This is a genomic window from Mesorhizobium sp. CAU 1732, from assembly GCF_039888675.1.
GTDB lineage: Bacteria > Pseudomonadota > Alphaproteobacteria > Rhizobiales > Rhizobiaceae > Aerobium.
Genome location: NZ_JBDQQR010000002.1, coordinates 378,936 through 397,912, shown reverse-complemented (window position 1 = coordinate 397,912; position 18,977 = coordinate 378,936). Strand labels below are relative to the sequence as shown.

General features: G+C 64.7%; 18 protein-coding genes. 12 read left to right on the top strand and 6 right to left on the bottom strand.

Features of this window, described 5'->3' with window-relative positions:
* The first annotated feature begins 104 nt into the window (after positions 1 to 104).
* Together AAFN55_RS19640 and AAFN55_RS19635 are read left to right on the top strand one after the other, a co-directional pair.
* A complete protein-coding gene (locus AAFN55_RS19640; RefSeq protein ID WP_347800664.1) occupies positions 105 to 794 on the top strand; it encodes a YafY family protein in 690 nt (229 codons plus the stop codon).
* A gap of 88 nt (positions 795 to 882) precedes the next feature.
* The gene (locus tag AAFN55_RS19635; RefSeq protein WP_347800663.1) at positions 883 to 1,110 is read left to right on the top strand and encodes an NINE protein; all 228 of its coding nucleotides are present in this window, start codon (positions 883 to 885) and stop codon (positions 1,108 to 1,110) included.
* Between the two features lie 192 nt (positions 1,111 to 1,302).
* Here AAFN55_RS19635 and AAFN55_RS19630 read toward each other — a convergent pair whose 3' ends face one another.
* From AAFN55_RS19630 to AAFN55_RS19615, 4 genes are all read right to left on the bottom strand, one after another.
* Entirely contained in the window at positions 1,303 to 2,568 is a 1,266-nt protein-coding gene (locus AAFN55_RS19630; RefSeq protein ID WP_347800662.1) for an ABC transporter substrate-binding protein, read from the bottom strand.
* A gap of 73 nt (positions 2,569 to 2,641) precedes the next feature.
* A complete protein-coding gene (locus AAFN55_RS19625; protein WP_347800661.1) occupies positions 2,642 to 3,691 on the bottom strand; it encodes an aldo/keto reductase in 1,050 nt (349 codons plus the stop codon).
* A gap of 1 nt (position 3,692) precedes the next feature.
* On the bottom strand, positions 3,693 to 4,043 hold the full coding sequence (locus AAFN55_RS19620) for a TIGR04076 family protein (protein ID WP_347800660.1): 351 nt from the start codon (positions 4,041 to 4,043) through the stop codon (positions 3,693 to 3,695).
* On the bottom strand, positions 4,040 to 4,765 hold the full coding sequence (locus AAFN55_RS19615; RefSeq protein WP_347800659.1) for a GntR family transcriptional regulator: 726 nt from the start codon (positions 4,763 to 4,765) through the stop codon (positions 4,040 to 4,042). Before AAFN55_RS19615 ends, AAFN55_RS19620 begins: the two co-directional genes overlap by 4 nt.
* Positions 4,766 to 4,880: 115 nt before the next feature.
* On the opposite strand from AAFN55_RS19615, the gene AAFN55_RS19610 reads away from it, so the two are divergent.
* Genes AAFN55_RS19610 through AAFN55_RS19590 form a run of 5 tightly spaced genes read left to right on the top strand, consistent with a single transcriptional unit; the run spans position 4,881 to position 9,739 of the window.
* Positions 4,881 to 5,666, top strand: a complete 786-nt coding sequence (locus AAFN55_RS19610) for an ABC transporter ATP-binding protein (protein WP_347800658.1) — start codon at positions 4,881 to 4,883, stop codon at positions 5,664 to 5,666.
* Complete coding sequence (locus AAFN55_RS19605; RefSeq protein ID WP_347800657.1) at positions 5,663 to 6,403, top strand: ABC transporter ATP-binding protein; 741 nt, start codon at positions 5,663 to 5,665, stop codon at positions 6,401 to 6,403. Before AAFN55_RS19610 ends, AAFN55_RS19605 begins: the two co-directional genes overlap by 4 nt.
* Entirely contained in the window at positions 6,400 to 7,311 is a 912-nt protein-coding gene (locus AAFN55_RS19600) for a branched-chain amino acid ABC transporter permease (RefSeq protein ID WP_347800656.1), read from the top strand. The genes AAFN55_RS19605 and AAFN55_RS19600 overlap by 4 nt, the downstream gene beginning before the upstream one ends.
* Positions 7,308 to 8,282, top strand: coding sequence for a branched-chain amino acid ABC transporter permease (locus tag AAFN55_RS19595; protein ID WP_347800655.1), 975 nt, complete (start codon positions 7,308 to 7,310; stop codon positions 8,280 to 8,282). Before AAFN55_RS19600 ends, AAFN55_RS19595 begins: the two co-directional genes overlap by 4 nt.
* Complete coding sequence (locus AAFN55_RS19590; protein WP_347800654.1) at positions 8,279 to 9,739, top strand: aldo/keto reductase; 1,461 nt, start codon at positions 8,279 to 8,281, stop codon at positions 9,737 to 9,739. The genes AAFN55_RS19595 and AAFN55_RS19590 overlap by 4 nt, the downstream gene beginning before the upstream one ends.
* Before the next feature lie 34 nt (positions 9,740 to 9,773).
* Here AAFN55_RS19590 and AAFN55_RS19585 read toward each other — a convergent pair whose 3' ends face one another.
* Positions 9,774 to 11,243 (bottom strand): M81 family metallopeptidase, encoded by a 1,470-nt coding sequence (locus AAFN55_RS19585; protein WP_347800653.1) that lies wholly within the window; start codon positions 11,241 to 11,243, stop codon positions 9,774 to 9,776.
* A 208-nt stretch (positions 11,244 to 11,451) separates the two neighbouring features.
* Here AAFN55_RS19585 and AAFN55_RS19580 point away from each other — a divergent pair, with 208 nt between their 5' ends.
* Together AAFN55_RS19580 and AAFN55_RS19575 are read left to right on the top strand one after the other, a co-directional pair.
* Positions 11,452 to 12,486 carry a P1 family peptidase gene (locus AAFN55_RS19580; RefSeq protein WP_347800652.1) on the top strand — a complete coding sequence of 345 codons (1,035 nt, stop codon included), beginning with the start codon at positions 11,452 to 11,454 and terminating at the stop codon, positions 12,484 to 12,486.
* Positions 12,483 to 13,280, top strand: coding sequence for a M55 family metallopeptidase (locus tag AAFN55_RS19575; protein ID WP_347800651.1), 798 nt, complete (start codon positions 12,483 to 12,485; stop codon positions 13,278 to 13,280). Before AAFN55_RS19580 ends, AAFN55_RS19575 begins: the two co-directional genes overlap by 4 nt.
* On the opposite strand, the gene AAFN55_RS19570 is transcribed toward AAFN55_RS19575, so the two are convergent.
* Complete coding sequence (locus AAFN55_RS19570; RefSeq protein ID WP_347801048.1) at positions 13,270 to 14,208, bottom strand: LysR family transcriptional regulator; 939 nt, start codon at positions 14,206 to 14,208, stop codon at positions 13,270 to 13,272. The two genes, AAFN55_RS19575 and AAFN55_RS19570, sit on opposite strands and share 11 nt — an antisense overlap.
* A gap of 391 nt (positions 14,209 to 14,599) precedes the next feature.
* Between AAFN55_RS19570 and AAFN55_RS19565 the strand changes: the two genes are divergently transcribed.
* From AAFN55_RS19565 to AAFN55_RS19555, 3 genes are all read left to right on the top strand, one after another.
* Positions 14,600 to 16,225: an amidohydrolase gene (locus AAFN55_RS19565; RefSeq protein WP_347800650.1), complete on the top strand. Its 1,626-nt coding sequence runs from the start codon at positions 14,600 to 14,602 to the stop codon at positions 16,223 to 16,225.
* A gap of 108 nt (positions 16,226 to 16,333) precedes the next feature.
* Positions 16,334 to 17,926: an ABC transporter substrate-binding protein gene (locus AAFN55_RS19560; protein WP_347800649.1), complete on the top strand. Its 1,593-nt coding sequence runs from the start codon at positions 16,334 to 16,336 to the stop codon at positions 17,924 to 17,926.
* A gap of 111 nt (positions 17,927 to 18,037) precedes the next feature.
* A complete protein-coding gene (locus AAFN55_RS19555) occupies positions 18,038 to 18,973 on the top strand; it encodes an ABC transporter permease (RefSeq protein ID WP_347800648.1) in 936 nt (311 codons plus the stop codon).
* Positions 18,974 to 18,977: the final 4 nt, after the last annotated feature.

The window sequence follows — 18,977 nt, the reverse complement described above, 5'->3', positions numbered from 1 at the left end:
CGCCGCGGAAATGGGTTCATCCTGCCGTCCTCCTGACACAATGTTGTCAGGAGGGTACTGGCATTATCGCGATGTCATACCGGATCGCGAGAGGGACCAGATCCATGCGCCGTGCAGATCGTTTGTTCCAGATCGTCCAGCATCTGCGGGGTGGCAGGCTCGTCACCGCGCGCATGCTGGGCGAGCGTCTCGAAGTATCCGAGCGGACCATCTATCGCGATATCGCGGATTTGCAGTCGACCGGCGTGCCGATCGACGGGGAAGCCGGTGTCGGCTATCTCATGAGGGAAGGTTTCGACCTTCCGCCGCTGATGTTCACGCGTGACGAGATCGTAGCCCTGGTGGCAGGCGCACGCATGGTGCGTGCCTTCGGTGGCGCCGAGATGGCGCGGGCTGCCGACGAGGCGCTGGTCAAGATCGGCGCGGTGCTTCCGGACTCCGAAAAAGCCCGCATCGCACGCACCGAAATCCACATGCCCAACTGGGTGGTGAGCGATACAGAGCGCAAGTCGATCGACGTCCTGGAGCGGGCAGTCGAGGCACGTGCCGTTCTCGGCATCGACTATTCGGACGAGGCCGGAAATACATCGCAGCGCGACATCCGCCCGCTTGGTCTCTGGTTCTGGGGCAAGGTCTGGACGCTGGTCGCATGGTGCGAGTTGCGCAACGATTTTCGTGCTTTCCGCATCGACCGGATCAAGCTCATCGCGCACCGCGAGCGATCGTTCCGCCCGGAGCGCGGCAAGCAGCTACAGGACTTCTATCGCACGCTGGAAGTGCGCGAACAGCACTGAGGCGCGGCTGCGCGAGGGCACGTTTCCTCGACATTGCGCCGGCGCGTTCCTATCTGTCGATCAACATATCGGTTCGATGGTGAAGGTGATGAAGTCCGGCCCCGCAACATTCATACTCTGGCTCCTGTGCCTCGTAGGCTTGTGCGGCATACACCGCATCTATGTCGGCCGTTTCTGGACGGGGCTGTTGTGGCTGTTCACATTCGGCCTGCTCGGCATCGGCCAGATCATCGATCTCTTCCTGCTGCCGTCGATGGTCCGCCAGGCCAATCTCGAACGGCGCGTCGACGTGATGGAAGCCGCTCGCGTTCGGTAGCGTTTGAGTTCGGTTTCCTCGGGCAGTGGCTCCTCCTTCCCAGATACAGGCTGCCTAGGTGGTTGATCCCGGGCTTTGGAGGGCCAGCCGCCGGGACGATTCCGGCGGCTGGCATTTGGCAGGAACGTGCGCGAGCAAAGCTCGTTCGCGGCTTGGCCGTGAGCGCGGTGGGGTGCTTACGCCCTGACCGGCTCAGCCGTCTTCCTTCAGGTCGGCGACTTCCTTGGCGCTGATTTCGCCGGTCGTGGTGATCTCGCCGTCCTGGATGCGCCAGAGGCGGAACGGACCGCTGATATCGCCATTCTCGTCGAAGGAAACCGGGCCGATCACGCCTTCATATTTGATGGGTTTGCCTTCGGCGATAAGGCCAAGCGCCTTGGTGAATTCCTCGGGTCCGGCATAAATCGGCTCTCCTTCCGGGTCCACGACCTCGCGGATCGCGTCGCGTATGGCTTCGGCCTTGGCCGAGCCCGCCTTGGCGATCGCCAGCCCGACGATGGCGCCGGCGTCGTAAGAGCGGTCGGCAGCCGGCGCGTCAGGCGCGATGCCGCCGGATATCGCAGTATAATTGTCGTAGAAATACTTCGTCGATGCCGTCTCGACGGTTCCCGATGAGGTGCCGTAGGCGTCGTTGAGATATTGCGCGCCGACTGCTTCGATGAACTCGGCGGAGTTCATGCCGTCATTGAGCAGGAACTTCGCAGGCCCGCCTTGCGAAATCCAGGCACGTGCGATCGTGGCGCCGTCGGTCGGGTAGGAGACCAGATAAAGCGCCTCGGGTTCGCCCGCCATGCCGACGGTGACCTCGGCGCTGTAGCTCGGCTGGCGCTCGTTGTAGGGCGTGACCGACGTGATTTCGCCGCCCAGTGCCTCGAAGGAGGACCGGAACTCGTTGATCATGTTGACGCCGAAATCGTTGTTGACGTGAACGATAGCGAGCTTCTTCAGGCCCTGGTCGATCGCGTACTTCGCCGCAGCCGTGCCTTGCAGCGCATCCGACGTGATGGTGCGGAAGAAATAGCCATTGGTCTTACCGTCGACGGCCATCGTGGTCAGCGTCGGCGACGAGGATGCGGGCGATACCTGCACGACGCCGGCCGATGCGGTGACTGACGTCAGGATCGGGATCGATACCGACGAGATGATGCCGCCGATGATCACCGGCACGTTCTCGACGTTGACGAGCTGGGTCGCCTGGTCGACGGCCACATTGCCCTGCGATTGCGAGTCGCGCACGTCCATCGTCAGGTCGCAGCCTGCAGCGCCGCCCGCCTCGTTGATGTCGCGGAACGCCATCTCGACGGACTTCGCGCCAGCCTGCCCGTACTGGCCCGCCGGCCCCGTCAGTTCCATGACGACGCCGATCTTGATCTTGCAGTCCTTGTCCTGCGCGAACGCCGGAAGCGCAATCACGCTCCCAAGGAGCGCCAGCGCCGAAACCTTCACGATGTTCCTCATTTGCCTTTTTCCCCTGTGTTGCCGGCATCGCTATCGAAGGCGCCGGGTGCCTTTTTCGTCGTCAGCGTGCCGGTCAGGCCGGTTCCGCGTTGAGATTGTATTTCATGATGGCGCCATGCCGGCCGGTCCGGTCGCGTTCGAGCGCGTAGACCTCGCCCTCGATCGGCCGACGGCCGGAAAGGGCCGCGGCAAGCACGGCGCGGTCTTCAGCGTCGAGCGGCAGATTGCCGATCGCCAGATTGGCGTCCAGATGAGAGCGGTTGCGCGCCCCGACGATGACGCCGGCGACGTGCGGCGTGTCGAGCATGGCGCGGCTGGCGACCGTCGCGATGTCTGTCGCGTGGCGGTCGGCGATCATGCGCAGCGCTTCGAGAAGCGACTGGAACCAGTCCCATCCGCCGGCATCGTCGATGATGAGCTTGTACTTGGTGAGCGAGCGGTTTTCCTGCGGCTCGACCGGTTCCTTGCGGCCAAGCCAGCGGTCGGAGAGAAAGCCGCCGGCCACGGTTCCGTAGCACAGGAGCTTGAAGCCATGCGCGACGGCGGCTTCGCTCATGCGGCGGGCGGGACGGTCGTCGATCAGCGAATACTGCACCTGCACGCTGGTGATCGGCACGCCTGCATCGACCATCGCCTCGACATGAGCGGCATCGAAATTGGTGCCGCTGACGCGCGCGATCTTGCCGGCTTGGCGCAACTCGTTGAGCCATAGCGCCGTGTCGAGGCAGCCCGGCGCGGCGTAGTCCCACCAGTGAAACTGCACGAGGTCCAGCCGGTCGAGCTTCAGCCGCGCCCGCGACGTGTCGATGACCTTCTCGACATAGGCTTTCGAGATCGTGGGCAGGATTGCGAGATCGGGCACGAACTTCGTGTGGACACGGATCGCATCGAGCGCCGCCGTGCCGTGCCGCCTGGCGTACTCGACGCGAAAATCGCCGATGATCTCTTCGACGCCGGTGTAGATGTCGGCACAGTCGAAGGTCGTGATGCCGGCCTGCGCCGTTGCGATCAGGTCTTCGATCGCGGCATCGCGCGCGATCGCACCGTGACCGCCGGCGAGCTGCCACCCGCCGCGAATGACCCGCGAGATTTCGTAGCCTGGTGCAAGTTCTGTGCGTTCCATGTCAGTCCCTGGATTTTGGCGGCAGCGGCACGGCCGTCGTGTCGGCGTGGCTGAACGAGCGCTTCCCGAGTCGCGTGATCCGCAGCCGCGACGGGCAGTTCGGGTCGGGGCAGGCGACTTCGGCGTCGGTGCTCATCCAGTCGTTCTGATGCGTGACGCGCTGCTTGGCGGGCAGGAGCGGCAGCACGGCTGCGAGCGAGTAGATCGAGAAGCCCTGGCCTTCCGGCAGATGCAGCATCTCGCCGCGCAATTCGAAATGATCGCCGGGCTTGCCGCAGTAAATCTTCGCGCCTTCCGGAGCGACGATCTCGACGCGCAGATCGTGCAACTCGAAGTGGTCGTCGGCGCTCATGCGGCTTCCCTGTCGAATGTGTGGCGGCGGCGCAGAAGATCGAAGGCCCGGTCGATATCGGCAACGAGCGCCGCGCGCCCGGCGGCAACGTCGCCGGCCTCGATCGCTTCAAGCAGCCGGTGATGGTGATTGGTCGCCGGCGCGTCGCTGCCATGATCGAACAGCTCGGCTGCCTTGCGGATGTAGGGCCCGGACTGCATCCACAGGCTCTCGACGATCGGGATCAGCACTGCCGAACCGGCAGCGCGATAGATACGGAAATGAAAGGCGTGGTTGAGATCGGCCGCTTCGTGGGCGGTCTCGATGCGTCCGCCGGTCAAATTGTCATAGGCGTCGGTGTCGCGCCACAGCGCGTCGCGATCCTCGGCGCCAAGCCGGGGCAGGGCCATTTCGGTGAGGCGCCCTTCGATGAGCGCGCGGGCGCGGGCCAAATCCTCCAGCGTCTCGCGCCGGATCAGCGGCACCCGCACGGAACGATTGGGGAGAGGCTCAAGCGCCTTTTCGGAGATTAACCGCGCCAGCGCCTCGCGAACGGGCATGGTGCTGATCGACATCCGTTGCGCGAGATCGCGGATGCGCAGGACTTCGCCGGCATCGAACAGGCCCTGGATGAGAGAGCGGCGCAGTTCGCCATAGACCTGGTCCTGCACGGTATGGCGCGCGACCGGACCAAGCACGCCGAGCGTGCTCTGCAATCCCGTGCCATCCTTTGCTGTGCGCACATCCGGCTCCTTGAAGACGGTTTACGCTAGGCCTCTTGTGTGATCATGTAAAGTGTGATCACAAATCAAATGGTGACCAGGTGATGCAAGGCATGGGGCGCGGGCCGGATCGACAATGAGCGAAGATACCGCCGGACAGGCGACACTTCTCGAGGCGCAGGGGCTTTCAAAAAGTTTCGCCGGCCTGCGCGCCGTCGTCGACATGTCGATCGCGCTTCGTCCCGGTGAGCTCGTCGGCCTGATCGGTCCAAACGGCGCTGGAAAGACGACGCTTTTCGGTTTGATCACTGGGTCGGTCAGGCCCGATGCGGGCACGATCAGGCTTGGCGCCGCCGATCTCACCCATCTCGGCCCCGAAAAGCGCCTGCGCGTCGGGCTGGGCCGGACGTTCCAGATTCCACGGCCTTTCGGCGAAATGACGGTGCTGGAAAACGTCCTGACAGCCGTCCAGAACCAGACCGGCGAGAGCATGCTGGCGAACATCTTCGCCTTCCGCAAGGTGGCGGAGGAAGAGCGCCGTTCTGTCGACAAGGCGCGCTCGATCCTCGACTTTTTGTCGTTGTCCGATCTGGAGAACGAGCCGGCGCGCATCCTGTCGGGCGGCCAGCGCAAGCTGCTCGAACTCGCCCGCGTGATGATCACGGACCCGAAGGTCATCCTGCTCGACGAGCCCGCCGCCGGCGTCAATCCCGCCTTGCTCGATCTGATCATCGACCGCATCGCAGAAATCAACGCGGCAGGCATGACGATCCTGCTGATCGAGCACAACATGGAAATGATCCAGCGATTGTGCGGTCGGGTGGTCGTGATGGCGCAGGGAAGGCGACTCGCCGAGGGAACGCCGGCCGACATCGCCCGCGACGAAGAGGTGGCCGGCGCCTATCTGGGCGAACCGGCATGAGCGCGGTCATTGCCACGACCGGTCTCGTCGCCGGCTACGAGCGCGACCTACCGATCGTCAAGGGCATCGATTTCTCGCTGACGAAGGGCGAGTTCGTTGCGATCTTCGGGCCGAACGGCGCCGGCAAATCGACGTTCGTCAAGGCGCTGGCCGGTGTGGTGCCGATCTTCGGCGGCACGGCGGAACTCGACGGTGCATCGATCGTCGGGCTGAAGCCGCACGCGATCCTGAAGCGCGGTATGGCATTCGTCCCGCAGACGGAGAACATCTTCACCACGCTGTCGATCCGCGAGAATCTGCAGCTTGCCGCGGCGCCGCTCGCCAAGGGCGGCCAGGCAGCCGCCATCGCGCGCATGTTCGACATGTTTCCCGATCTCGCGCGGGAGACGGGCCGCAGCGCCGGCAGTCTGTCGGGCGGGCAGCGCCAGATGCTGGCGGTCGCGCGCGCGCTCCTGCTCGAACCGTCGGTTCTGGTGCTCGACGAGCCCTCCGCCGGTCTTTCGCCCAAACTCGTGTCAGACGTCTTCGAGACGCTGAAGCGGATCAGCGAGAGCGGCGTGACCATTCTCCTTGTCGAACAGAATGTACGCGCCGCCCTGAGGATCGTCGAGCGCGGCGTGGTGCTGGTCGACGGCCGGCTTCGTTTCGATGCTCCGGCGCAGGCCCTATCTGACCATCCCGATCTAGGCGCCCTTTTCCTGGGACTCGATCACGCCAGGGAAAGGGCCGCGTCATGAACCTGCAAATCCTGATGGACGGGCTGATCGCCGGTTCGATGATCGGGCTCGGCGCGATCGGACTGACATTGGTCTATTCGATCCTGCGCTTTCCCAATTTCGCCCATGGCGAACTGATCGCATGGGGCGCCTATTTCGCCATGTCGCTCTCGGCTCTGATCGGCGCGGTGGTGGCTGGTGCAGGCTCGCCGCTCGGTCCGTTCTCGTTCGGTTGGGGCCTCGTGATCGCGACCGTGCTCGCCATGGGGCTGACGGCCCTGCTCGCGCTTCTCGCCGACGCGGTGCTGTTTCGCATATTCCGCAAGCGCCAGTCGGCGATGATCATCGTCGTGATGGCAAGCTTCGGCGCATCGATGGCGCTGCGCAGCCTGCTTGAATTCATCTACACGTCGCGTCCGGGCTACTTCACGCGCGAGCTTCAGATCGCCATGCCGCTGGGCGGTGGTATCCGCGCGACGCCGGACCAGCTTTTCGCGCTCGGCCTGACATGCGTGCTCGTGGTCGCAGTGCATGTGCTGCTGACGCGGACGCCGACCGGCCGCGCGATGCGCGCCGTCAGCGAGAACCCGAGCCTGTCGGGGCTGTTCGGCGTCGATGTCGACCGTGTGATCCGAACCGTCTGGATCCTCGGTGCGTCGCTTGCCTGCGCGGCCGGTGTCATTGCCGGGCTGCTCGTCCAGATCCGCCCCTATATGGGCTTCGACATCCTGCTCCCGCTCTTCGCGGCTGCGATTCTCGGCGGCATCGGTTCGGTGCCCGGCGCGATCGTCGGTGGGTTGATCGTCGGCTTCGGCGAGGCGCTTGCAGTGCAGTTCGTGGGCGCGCAATGGCGGGCCGGCGTCGCCTTCGTCATCCTCGTCGCTATCCTGCTGGTCCGTCCGACCGGCCTGTTCGGGAGGCAGGCATGAGCCCGGAGCTTCTGGCCTACGGCGCATTTTTCCTGACGATCGCGCTCACCTACGCCATCATCTGCCTGGGCCTGAACGTCCAGTGGGGCCAGACCGGGCTGTTTAATGTCGGCATCGCCGCCTTCGTCGCCGTGGGCGCCTACGCATCCGCGATCCTGACGACGCCCGACACTGCCGACCGCATCGGCGGCTTCGGCCTGCCCATCGTCGTCGGCTGGGCCGGCGGGATGGCGGTGGCTGCATTGCTCGCCTTCTTCATCGGCTGGCTGACGATTCGCCTGCGCGCCGATTATCTGGCCATCACGACCTTCGGTGTTTCGGTGACGGTGCAGCTTGCCGCGCTCAATTTGGTCGGGCTGACCGGCGGACCATTCGGCATCACCTTCATACCGCGTCCCTTTGCGGGATTGGCGGGCAATGCGCTGGCCTTCGGGCTCGCCAACCTGGCGATCGTGGCGCTCGTCGTGCTCGTCACCTATCTGGTGCTGGAACGTCTGGTCCGCAGCCCGTGGGGCCGCGTCCTGCGTGCCGTGCGTGAGGACGAGATCGCCGCGCAGGCGCTCGGCAAGAGCCCGAAATGGCTGCGAATACAGGCCTTCACGCTGGGCGGTGCCATCATGGGGCTGGCCGGCGCGGTGCAGGCCCATTTCATCGGCTTCATCGCGCCTGAAAACTACCTGCCGATGATCACCTTCCAGGTCTGGGCGATGCTGATCGTCGGCGGCTCGGGCAACAATCGCGGCGCGATCCTTGGCGCGGTGCTCGTCTGGGCGCTGTGGGCGCTGTCCGGCCAGCTCATCGAGGCGACGTTCCCGGCCGGGTCGCAGGCGCGCGCCGCATCGCTGCGCCTCGTCGTGATCGGCGTGGCCCTCTGCGCCATCCTTCTTCTGCGTCCGCAAGGCATCCTGCGCGAGGTGAGGACCTTGTCCCGCCATGCGCTGGGCCGCAAACGAACCGAGGCTTCGCCATGATTCCCGACCGTCTTCGCCTCGCGCCAGGCCTTGAAATCTCGCGCGTCCTCACCGGGCTGTGGCAGGTTGCCGACATCGAGAAGGACGGTGGTCCGCTGGATGTCGAACGGGCGGCGGACCATCTCGAAGCCTATGTCACCGACGGCTTCACGACCTTCGACATGGCCGATCATTATGGCAGCGCGGAGCTGATCGCCGGCGCGGTTCTGAAGCGGCATACCGGTTCGCAGCGTCCACTCGCCTTTACCAAATGGTGCCCCGAGCCGGGTCCCATGACACCGGACGTCGTGCGCCGCGGCGTGCAGGACAGGCTCGACCGGCTTGGCGTGGCGAAGATCGACCTCCTTCAGTTCCACTGGTGGACGTTCGAGCATCCCGCCTGGCTCGACGCGCTGCACGAGATGACGAAGCTGCGCGCGGAAGGGCTGATCGGCGAGATCGGGCTCACGAATTTCGATGCCGCCCATCTCGCTGTCGCGCTTGCCGAGGGCATTCCGATCGTCTCCAACCAGGTGTCGTTCTCGCTGATCGACCGGCGCGCGGCCGGCGCGCTGTCGGATTTGTGCGCGCGCACCGGCGTCAGGCTCTTCGCCTACGGTACCCTGTGCGGCGGCTTCCTGTCGTCACGCTGGCTCGGCCAGCCTGAACCGGCCGAAATCGGCGACTGGTCCGGGATGAAATATCGTCGCTTCATCGAGGCGGCCGGCGGGTGGGACGCGTATCAGGCCATTTTGCGCGCCGCGTCCGCGATCGCCGACAGGCACGGCGTCTCGGTATCCAACGTCGCCACGCGCTGGGTGCTGGATCATGCCAGCGTCGCAGGCGTGATCATCGGGGCGCGGCTGGGCGAGAACGAGCATCGCGCCGACAATGCGCGGCTGTTTTCCTTCGCGCTCGATGCGCAGGACCACGCGCTGCTAGAGGGTGCATTTGCGGGCACTCGCCCGATCTCCGGCGATTGCGGCGACGAGTATCGCCGGGCGCCGTTTCTCACCGCATCGGGCGACCTGTCGCATCACCTCGACAGCATTCCGAGCGTCTATGCGGCCGAACCCCTCGCGGGCAAGCCCGGCCGTATGCGTGTGTCCTCAGGCAGTGTCTGGGAGCCGCTTGCCGGCTATTCGCGCGCGGTGAGGACCGGCGATCGCATTCTGGTGTCGGGAACGACCGCGACCCATGGCGCCGACCGGGTGGTGGCGCCGGGCGATGCGGGCGCGCAGGCAACCTATTGCCTCGACAAGATCGCGGCATCGATCCGCGCGCTCGGCGGCACGATGGACGATGTCGTGCGCACGCGCGTCTATCTTGCCGACGTGCAGGACTGGGAGGCCGTCTCCCGCGCCCATGGCCGCTTCTTCGGCGATGTCCGTCCCGCCAATACGCTGCTGGCCGTCGACGCGCTCATCGGCGACTACAAGGTCGAGATCGAAGCCGAGGCAGTGGTCGGCGAAGGCTGACGTCCTTTCGTCCCGAACGCGGACGGCGCTTCGATCAAATGTCATCCAGCGGCCAGATTGGCCGACGTATGTTTTTGTAGGGCCGGACAAGGAAGTTCTTGGTCGAAAGCGCGCCCGTATCGACCTCGATCACCTTGCGGGCGATCGGTTCGAAGGCGGCTCGGAAATGCTGCATCGACTTGACGACCAGCGTGGATTTGCGCTGCGGATCCACGCCGAGGGACGTGAATTGCGCCAGATCCGTTGCCTGGCCGTTGTTCGTGATCACCACGATCTCGACACCGTCGACCCGCAGGAGCGCGGAGAGGCCGTGGTTGCGCCATGCCCCGCCGCCCATGGGGCCGTAGGCGATGAAACGGCCGTTTGAGAGGGTGACGACTTCCGCCGTGACCTCCAGAGGTGCACCGCCGATGGTGGGATCGACCTTGCCGCCCAGTTTCAGGCGCACCATGTTGCCCACCCCGGCTTCCTGCGCCTGCAAGGCCGCTTCGGGATCGCAGATGGCGTAGAAGCCGACATTGGTGAGCTTGGCTGCAAGGATCGCGCGGAGCAGGGTCGTTGCGTCGCCATAGGCGCCTGAGCCGGGATTGTCGGAATAGTCCGAAATGACGAGCGGCCTGCCGTCGGGTGACGGCAAGACCGCCTCGGCGATCGCCTCGTCCAGCGGCGTGAAGGAGATCGTGGACCAATGGCGTTCCTGCCAGACATAGTCCATCAGCTCTTCCGCGATCGCCTGCGCCCTGGTTTCATCTTCGGCGGTGACGGCGATGGAAGGGCCGATGTCATGGATGTCGGCCGACGAGAAGCCGGCCTGGATACTGACGACGAGCGCCTCGCCGGACGCCTCAAGCGCGTCTGCTCGTTTCAGCAGCTCCACCATCGGCTTCGACGTCGTGCGTCCGCCATCCATGGCGTAGAGGATGGGGCGACGGGCTATGGCGACCTTGGGTCGGACCGCGCCCCGCAAAGTGCGGTCCAGCAGCGCCGCCGCCTGATGCCCGCGCTCATACTGGTCGATATGCGGGTAGGTGCGATAGGAGATCAGGGCGCTGGAATTGTCGGCCATGCGCTGCGTCACGGTGGCGTGGAGATCGAGCACCACGACAACGGGAATCGCCGACCCGACAGCCGCCCGGATGCGCGCGAGCAGTTCGCCCTCGCCATCGTCATGGCTCTGCGTGGACATGGCACCATGAAGATGCAGCAGGATGCCGTCCACCTCACCGGCCGCCGCAAGAAGGATCGCCGCGAACTCCTCGAAGCATGCGTCCGTGACCCGCCCCGCCGGATTGGCTCCGGCGACGAGAGGCGCAGCGATCGTCCAGCCGAACCGTTCGGCTGCCTCGTAGCCGGCGCCCATGAAAGTATGGGTGCCCTGGAAGGCGGCGTTGATTTCATTCTCAAGACAAAGAGAGCACGTCTCAAAACTGGTTCGGTCCGTCTTCTGAACGCTGAACGTATTCGTTTCGTGCATGAACTCGGCAATCAATACGCGTGCAGCCATATGTTGAGGGCCTCTTCACAGGATCGTTTCAGGCGTCGTCGGCATCAGCATAGTCAAAAGCACTCTTCACGCTTCAGATATGATTGCTCCAGAGACCCAGACGGCGCGATCCGGCGACGGGTGTTGTCTGGACCGATGACGCATTGCCGGTAGCGGCTGTAATTTCAGGCTGGCATGATGCGCCCGCAGGGACAAGGAACGGGACGGGATGGCGACCGCACGCGAGCTGGGACTGATGATCGGAGGCTTGGCCGTCGGCCCACTCAACGCGATCACCGATGTTGCCGGCGTGTCGGTCGGCCATCGCACTCTGTCGGGTGACGGATTGGCGACGGGGGTTACCGCGATCCTGCCGCATGGGGGCGATCCGTTTCGGCTCAAGCCGCGGGCGGCTGTCGACGTCATCAACGGTTTCGGCAAGTCGGCAGGGCTGATGCAGGTTGCCGAGCTCGGTACGCTCGAAACGCCGATCCTGCTGACGAATACCTTCGGCGTCGCCTCCTGCACGCAGGAGCTGATCCGCAGAGCGATTGCGGCCAATCCCGCGATCGGGCGCAGGACGGCGACCGTCAACGCCCTGGTCTGCGAATGCAATGACGGCGGAATCAACGACATTCAGGCCATGGCCGTCACACCCGAGGATGCGGGTGCTGCGCTGGATGCCGCGAGGCCCGGCCGCTTCGCGCAAGGTGCGGTCGGCGCGGGAACGGGCATGACCGCATTCGGTTTCAAGGCCGGGATCGGCACGTCGTCGCGGCTGATGCGCATCGGGGCCGAGGACTTCACGCTTGGGGCGCTGGTTCTGGCGAATTTCGGGTCGGCGGGGCAACTGGTCCTGCCGGATGGCCGCCGCCCCGTTCCCGGTGCGGATGCCGAGGCGGAAAAAGGCTCGGTGATCGTCGTTCTGGCCACGGACCTGCCGCTCGGTGACCGGCAATTGCAGCGCGTGGCGCGTCGGGCCGGGGCCGGGCTGGCGCGGCTTGGCGCGTTCTGGGGTAATGGCAGCGGCGATCTGGCGATCTGCTTCACCACCGCCGATCCGGTCGAGCATGACCCGAAATCAGCCTTCGCGCCGCTGCGGCGGCTGGATGACGGCAAGATCGATCTGGCGTTTCGTGCGGTTGCCGAGGCCACGCAGGAGGCTGTCCTGAACGCGCTATGCGAGGCGCCCGCTACCCGAAGTCGCACTGGCCGGCTCTATCCGGCGCTGGCCGATTGGCTCAAGGAGAACCCCCTACGATGAAGATCTTCATTTCCGCCGACATCGAAGGCACCGCCGGCATCAACCATTGGGACGAGACGATCCACGGCCATGCCGACTGGACGGAATACCGCGCCCTGATGACCGCCGAGGTGCTTGCCGCCTGCGAAGGCGCGCGTGCTGCCGGCGCGACCGAGGTCGTCGTCAAGGACGCGCATGACAGCGGCCGCAACCTGCTCGTCGAACGGCTGCCGGACTATGTCCGGATCGTGCGCAACTGGTCGGGGCATCCGGACGCAATGATGTTCGGGCTGGACGACAGCTTCGCCGCCGCCATCTACACCGGCTACCATTCCAAGGCCGGGACCGAGGACAATCCTCTCGCCCATACCTCGAACCTCAAGATCTCGCGCCTGCTGCTGAATGGCGAGGTGGCGTCCGAGTTCACGGTCAATGCGCTCTGCGCCGCACTTTACGGTGTGCCCTCGGTGTTTCTGGCGGGAGATGCCGGCATCTGCGGCGACGCGCGGACGATGATCCCCGGCATGGGAACGGTGGAAACGCTGTTCGGCGCCGGTCCCGCTTCGAATTCGATCGCGCCGACACGATCCTGCCGCCTGATCCGCGAAGGGGTCGAGGCCGCGCTGAAGACCGACGCGGGCGGCATTCCCGCCACCGATGGCCCCTGGGAGGTGGTGGTCGAGTTCGTGAATCCGGTCAACGCCTATCAATCGCGCTGGTATCCGGGGGCCAGCGCGCATGGCCCGCGGGCGGTGGCCTTCGAGGCGGCGGAGTTCTTCGAAATCCTGCGTGCCCTGCGGTTCATCAAGGGGTGAGGCACGCCCGGATCTGCGCGGCGGCATCCCACATCGTTTCGACCGGCTTCACCCGGTTGGCCGCGTGACGGTAGAGCCGGATTTCCAGGTCCATCAGCCAGTTCCGCGAGGCGCTGGCGATGACCAGCCTGCCATCGGCCAATTCGTCGGCGACGAGGCTTTCGGGCAGCCAGCACAGGCCGGATCCGGTGACGGCGACGGTCTTCAGGCCGGCGCTGATGGTGTTCTCGTGCACCGTCCGTCGGCCAAATGATGGGCGTTTGGCCAGAAGCTGCCCCAGCGCCACCCCGAAGAAGGACGAAGGGCCGTAGGAGAGGCAGGGCACGACCAAATCGCCGGAGACCGCCCGGTCCAGGATGCCCGCGCCGGGATGAAGCGCGCCTGAGATGCGCACTTGTGGTGCGGCTACCGGGATCAGGCGGTCGGTGCCGATGATCAAATATTCGAACCTGTCGTGGTCGAGGTGAAAGGGCACCTCGGGATGGGCGTAGGTCAGGAACAGATCCGCCTCGTCCATGACCATCGCCTCGACATTGGCTTCGATGCCGCCGCGGTCTGGAATGAACGCCGTGCCGAAAGGGCCTGCCACCGCTTCCAGCCGTCGGAGCCATTCGGGAAAGAAGGTCAATGTAAGCGTGTGCAGGGCGGCGATGCGGACGAGGCGCGTCTCCGTGCCGGGGTGGAGCGTTTCGCGTATGGTGTGGAAGGTGCGGATGGTTTCCTGCGCCACGGGCAGGAAGTTGCGCCCCGCCGCGGTCAATTCGGCGGGCATGGTGGCCCGGCTGATCAAGGTGGCACCCAGCCAGGTTTCAAGCTGTTTGATCCGCCGGCTGAAGGCCGACTGGGTGACGTTGCGCAATTCCGCAGCGCGGGAAAAACTCGAGGCCTCGGCAAGGGCCACAAAATCTTCGAGCCACTTGATCTCCAAAGCAACGCTCCGTTCTGATCGGACGAACAATTCTGCTTGCTGGGAACGGCAAGGCTGCACGTTCCCGATTATGCATATTTTGCATAACCATTTGCCAAAAGCGAATTTGCCAAGCGCCAGTCCGGGGTTCCACTGTTGACGCAACGAAAGGGCGCAGGAAGACGCCCTGCGAGAACGTGAAAAGGGGAATGCATGGGGCGGATTGCCCAGGGTGCGGGGAAATCCAGCCGGTGTCGAGCGATACCGTGCTGCGGAGCCATCGACCACGCAGCGGCCCAACTGGCCGTCTGGGCTTGCAGTTTCGCAAGCCGGTCCGCCATGCATCGGGAGTCCGTCACCGCAATCCCCGACTGTGGTCCGACGCTGCAAGCGTCCAGTTCCGGGGGTTTCCTTGTCCAATCGTATCCTTGCTGATCTGATCCTTCACAACGGCCAAATCTGGCGCGGCCGCGATGACGGCCGATGTCAGGCCGTCGCGGTCTGGCAGGGCAAGGTTCTGGCCACGGGTTCGGATGCCGACATCCTGGCTCTCAAGGGGCCGGAGACCGAAATGATCGACTTGCAGGGCCGCTTTGCGTGTCCCGGCCTGATCGATAACCACCTGCACCTGATCTCGACCGGACTGGTGATGGGGATGGTGGACGTCACCCCGGCCGCCGTGCCGACGCTGGCTTCGATGGGCGAGGCGATTGCCGCGCGCGCTGCCCAGACCGCGAAGGGCGGTTGGGTGCTGGCGCGGGGTTACGATCAGGTCAAGCTGGACACCGGCGTGCACCCGACCCGCGAGGATTTGGACCGCGCCGCTCCCGATCATCCCGTTCTGGTGACTCGTGCCTGCGGCCATATCGCGATCGCGAATTCGAAGGCGCTGGACCTCGCCGGCGTGTCGGAATCCACGCCTACACCCGATGGCGGCGTCCTCGGCATGTCGGGAAACCGGCTGAACGGCCTCTTGGCCGAGAACGCCATCGGCCTCGTCAGCGCAGCCATCCCGGAGGTGTCGGAAGAACGGCTGATCGACGCGATCGAACTCGGCGGTCGGCGCTTGCTCTCCTTCGGCATCACCAGCACGATGGATGCGGCTGTCGGGCAGGTCTCCGGCCTGTCGGAGATCCGCGCCTATGAGCTCGCGAAGCTGGCGGGGCGTCTGCCGGTGCGCGTCTGGCTGACGCTGCTTGGCGATCCGGGCAAGTCGATCGTCGAGGACTGCTGGAAGATGGGTCTGGTCTCAGGCGCGGGGGACGACATGCTGCGCGTCGGCGCGGTCAAAATCTTCCTCGATGGTTCGGCTGGAGGCCGCACCGCCTGGATGACCAAGCCCTACAGGGATGAGCCGGAGAATTTCGGCGTCCAGATGCTGCCTGACGAGCAGGTCTTCGCCCTGGTGCAGGACTATCACGACAAAGGTTATGCGCTGGCCTGCCACGCCATCGGCGACGGGGCCATCGAGCAGATCATCACCGCCTACGAGAAGACGCTTGCGGCCTCGCCCGACCCGGAGCGCAGGCATCGTGTCGAGCATTGCGGCTATCCAAGCGATGCGCAGAACCGGCGGATGAAGGCCGCAGGCATAGTGCCGGCGCCGCAACAGGCCTTCCTGTATGATTTCGGCGACAGCTACGTCTCGGTCCTTGGCGAGGAGCGGGGTGCGGGGTCCTATCCGATCGGCACCTGGATGCGCATGGGCCTGCGGCCCTCGACCGGTTCCGATTCACCGGTCTGCTCGCCCAACCCTTTCCCCAACCTCTATACGATGATCACGCGGCGAAGCGGCAAGGGCACCGTCCTGCTCGAATCCGAGTGTCTGAGCCGTGAGGAGGCCTTGCAGGCCTTCACCGAGCACGGGGCCTATTCGCAAAAGGCCGAAGACGTCAAAGGCCGGCTGGTGCCGGGACAATGGGCCGATATCGCGGTTTTCAGCGAGAACCTGCTGGAAGCCACCCCCGAAACCCTTCGGGACGAGACGCGCTGCATGCTGACCCTGCTTGCGGGTCGCGTCGTCCATGATGCACGATGAACAACAGGACGGCCTGAATGCAATGGCCGTTCCCGGAGGAGACAACGACCAACAACAATAATTGCGCCGGAGCATAAAGAACCAGCGCGCCACCAGAGGAGAGACGAAATGCTGAAGAGACTTTCACTCGCTGCGTTGCTGAGCGTCGGCATGGCGACGATGACTTTTGCGCAAGAGCCGCGCTATGGTGGCACTTTCAACTTCACGGCGCCCTATGGCTCGGCCTTCGCGACGCTGGACACTCAGGCCAGCCCGAGCATCCAGGAGCAGTTCCTCGCCTTCGCGATCCATCGCAGCCTGTATTCGTGGGATTCTCACGCCAACACCCCGGTGCTGGAGTTGGCGGATTCGGTCGACACGTCCGACGACGGCACCACCTATACCTACCACCTGAAGAAGAACGCGGTCTTCCACAACGGCACGCCGCTGACCGCGGATGACTTCATCTTCAGCTTCGAGCGCCTGGCGACCGCCGCGAACGCGCTGTCGGGTGCCAGCTACATCAACATCATCAAGGGCGTGCCGGAATTCGGCTCGGGCGCGGCCACCGAGATCGAAGGCCTGAAGAAGATCGACGATCACACGCTGGAAATCACCCTGACCACCGCCGGAAATCCGGGCTTCAACCTCATGGAGCCGACCACGGCGATCTATCCGGCGGACGTGCCGCTGGAACAGCAGGCGATCAACCCGGTCGGTCTGGGCGCCTTCGTCTTCAAGGAGCATATTCCCGGCTCGCAGATCGTGGTCGAGCGCTTCGACGATTATTACGAGGAAGGCAGGCCCTATCTCGACAGGGTCAACATCATCGTCATGTCCGAAGGCTCGGCGCGCGACGTGGCCTTCCGCAACCAGGAGGTCGATGTCTCGATCCTGGGACCGGTGCAGTATTCCGCCTATCAGGCCGATCCCGCGCTCAAGGACAACCTGCTCGAGGTGGCGGAAACCTTTACCCGCAACATCGGTTTCAGCCAGACCCAGGTCGAGGCGTTCAAGGACAAGCGCGTCCGCCAGGCCATCAACTACGCGATCAACACGGACCTGATCATCGAACGGCTGGTCAAGGGCAAGGCCGTGCGCGCCGTAAGCTGGCTGCCGGTCGGGTTGCCCGCCTTCGACGCCGATGCCGAGCCCTATCCCTACGATCCCGAAAAGGCGAAGGAATTGCTGAAGGAAGCCGGCTACGAGGACGGCTTCGAGTTCGAAGTGACCGCAACGCCGAACGAAAGCTGGGGCGTGCCGATCGTCGAGGCCATCCTGCCGATGCTGGCACAGGTCGGCATCACCGTGAGGCCGCGTCCTGTCGAATCGGCGGCACTCGCCTCGACCGTCTCCGCGGACAACTTCCAGGCCTATATCTGGTCGAACCTGACCGGGCCGGATCCGCTGACGGTGATGCGCTGCTTCTGGTCGCAGACCCCGCAATCGGCCTGCAACTATACCGCCTACTCGAATCCTGAATACGACAAGATCTACGAGGCGGCCCGCGCCGAGCGCGATCCGGCGAAGCAACTGGAACTGCTGAAGCAGGCCAACAACTTCATCCAGGAAGAGGCCCCTGTCTGGTTCTTCAACTACAACAAGGCGGTCATGGCCTATCAGCCCTGGGTTCACGGGCTGGTTCCGAACGCGACCGAACTCGCGCTCCAGCCCTATGACGATATCTGGATCGACGACACGGCCCCGGCCAACCGCAAGTAGGCTGACGCCACCATCCACGAGGGGACGTTCCCCTCGTGGACTGCCCTCGGATCCGTTCGCGGGATAGTCGCCGCCTCCAACACCCCAAGCGGCCTGAACCGGGACCCGTCCATGCTACGTTTTGCGCTTCGACGCATTCTCCAGATCATCCCGACAGTGATCGTCGTCGCCCTGCTGATCTTCGTGATCTTCAGTGTCGTTCCCGGCAGCTTCGCCGCCAGCCTCTTCTCGGACGGCCGCACCAGTGCCGATCCGCAACTCATCGCCCGGCTGACAGCCGAATTCGGCCTCGACAAGCCGTTGCACGAGCGGTTCTTCACCTATCTGTGGGACCTTGCGCGGTTCGATCTCGGCACATCCTTCCGCACCCGTCTGCCGGTGATCCAGATGATCAACGAGCGCATCTGGGCGTCATTGGAACTGGCCGCCGCCGCCATGGTCTTCGCCATCGCGATCGGCGTGCCGCTCGGCTTCATGGCCGCCCTGCGTCCCGGCTCGATCCTCGACACCGTCACGATGATCGGCGCCGTCTCGGGCCTGTCCCTGCCGCAGTTCTGGCTGGGCCTGCTGATGATGCTGTTGTTTGCGCTGCACCTGAACTGGCTGCCGAGCTTCGGTTACGGCGGCGGGTCGTTCCGCAACCTGATCCTGCCCGCCGTGACTCTCGGCGTGACGCCGCTGGCTCTTTTGGCGCGCACCACCCGCGCCGGCGTTCTGGACGTGATGAATTCGGACTTCATCCGCACCGCCCATTCCAAGGGCATGAGCGAGGGGGCCGTCGTGCGCCGTCATGTCGCCCGCAACGCGCTGGTGCTGATCGTGACCACCGTCGGCCTGCAATTCGGTTCGCTGATCGGTCAGGCCGTGGTCATCGAAAAGCTGTTCGCCTGGCCCGGCATCGGATCGCTGCTGGTCGACAGCGTGGCGATCCGCGACATACCCGTGGTCCAGGGCACGATCCTCGTCATCGTTTTGTGGTTCCTCGTCATCAACACCGTCGTCGATCTGCTCTATGCAGCCATCGATCCGCGCATCAAGCAGGAGTGAGCGG

Bases quoted from the DNA above. Each gene is read 5' to 3' on its own strand.
- AAFN55_RS19640 (WP_347800664.1), top strand. From the start codon at position 105: ATGCGCCGTGCAGATCGTTTGTTCCAGATCGTCCAGCATCTGCGGGGT.
- AAFN55_RS19635 (WP_347800663.1), top strand. From the start codon at position 883: ATGAAGTCCGGCCCCGCAACATTCATACTCTGGCTCCTGTGCCTCGTA.
- AAFN55_RS19630 (WP_347800662.1), bottom strand. From the start codon at position 2,568: ATGAGGAACATCGTGAAGGTTTCGGCGCTGGCGCTCCTTGGGAGCGTG.
- AAFN55_RS19625 (WP_347800661.1), bottom strand. From the start codon at position 3,691: ATGGAACGCACAGAACTTGCACCAGGCTACGAAATCTCGCGGGTCATT.
- AAFN55_RS19620 (WP_347800660.1), bottom strand. From the start codon at position 4,043: ATGAGCGCCGACGACCACTTCGAGTTGCACGATCTGCGCGTCGAGATC.
- AAFN55_RS19610 (WP_347800658.1), top strand. From the start codon at position 4,881: ATGAGCGAAGATACCGCCGGACAGGCGACACTTCTCGAGGCGCAGGGG.
- AAFN55_RS19605 (WP_347800657.1), top strand. From the start codon at position 5,663: ATGAGCGCGGTCATTGCCACGACCGGTCTCGTCGCCGGCTACGAGCGC.
- AAFN55_RS19600 (WP_347800656.1), top strand. From the start codon at position 6,400: ATGAACCTGCAAATCCTGATGGACGGGCTGATCGCCGGTTCGATGATC.
- AAFN55_RS19595 (WP_347800655.1), top strand. From the start codon at position 7,308: ATGAGCCCGGAGCTTCTGGCCTACGGCGCATTTTTCCTGACGATCGCG.
- AAFN55_RS19590 (WP_347800654.1), top strand. From the start codon at position 8,279: ATGATTCCCGACCGTCTTCGCCTCGCGCCAGGCCTTGAAATCTCGCGC.
- AAFN55_RS19585 (WP_347800653.1), bottom strand. From the start codon at position 11,243: ATGGCTGCACGCGTATTGATTGCCGAGTTCATGCACGAAACGAATACG.
- AAFN55_RS19580 (WP_347800652.1), top strand. From the start codon at position 11,452: ATGGCGACCGCACGCGAGCTGGGACTGATGATCGGAGGCTTGGCCGTC.
- AAFN55_RS19575 (WP_347800651.1), top strand. From the start codon at position 12,483: ATGAAGATCTTCATTTCCGCCGACATCGAAGGCACCGCCGGCATCAAC.
- AAFN55_RS19560 (WP_347800649.1), top strand. From the start codon at position 16,334: ATGCTGAAGAGACTTTCACTCGCTGCGTTGCTGAGCGTCGGCATGGCG.
- AAFN55_RS19555 (WP_347800648.1), top strand. From the start codon at position 18,038: ATGCTACGTTTTGCGCTTCGACGCATTCTCCAGATCATCCCGACAGTG.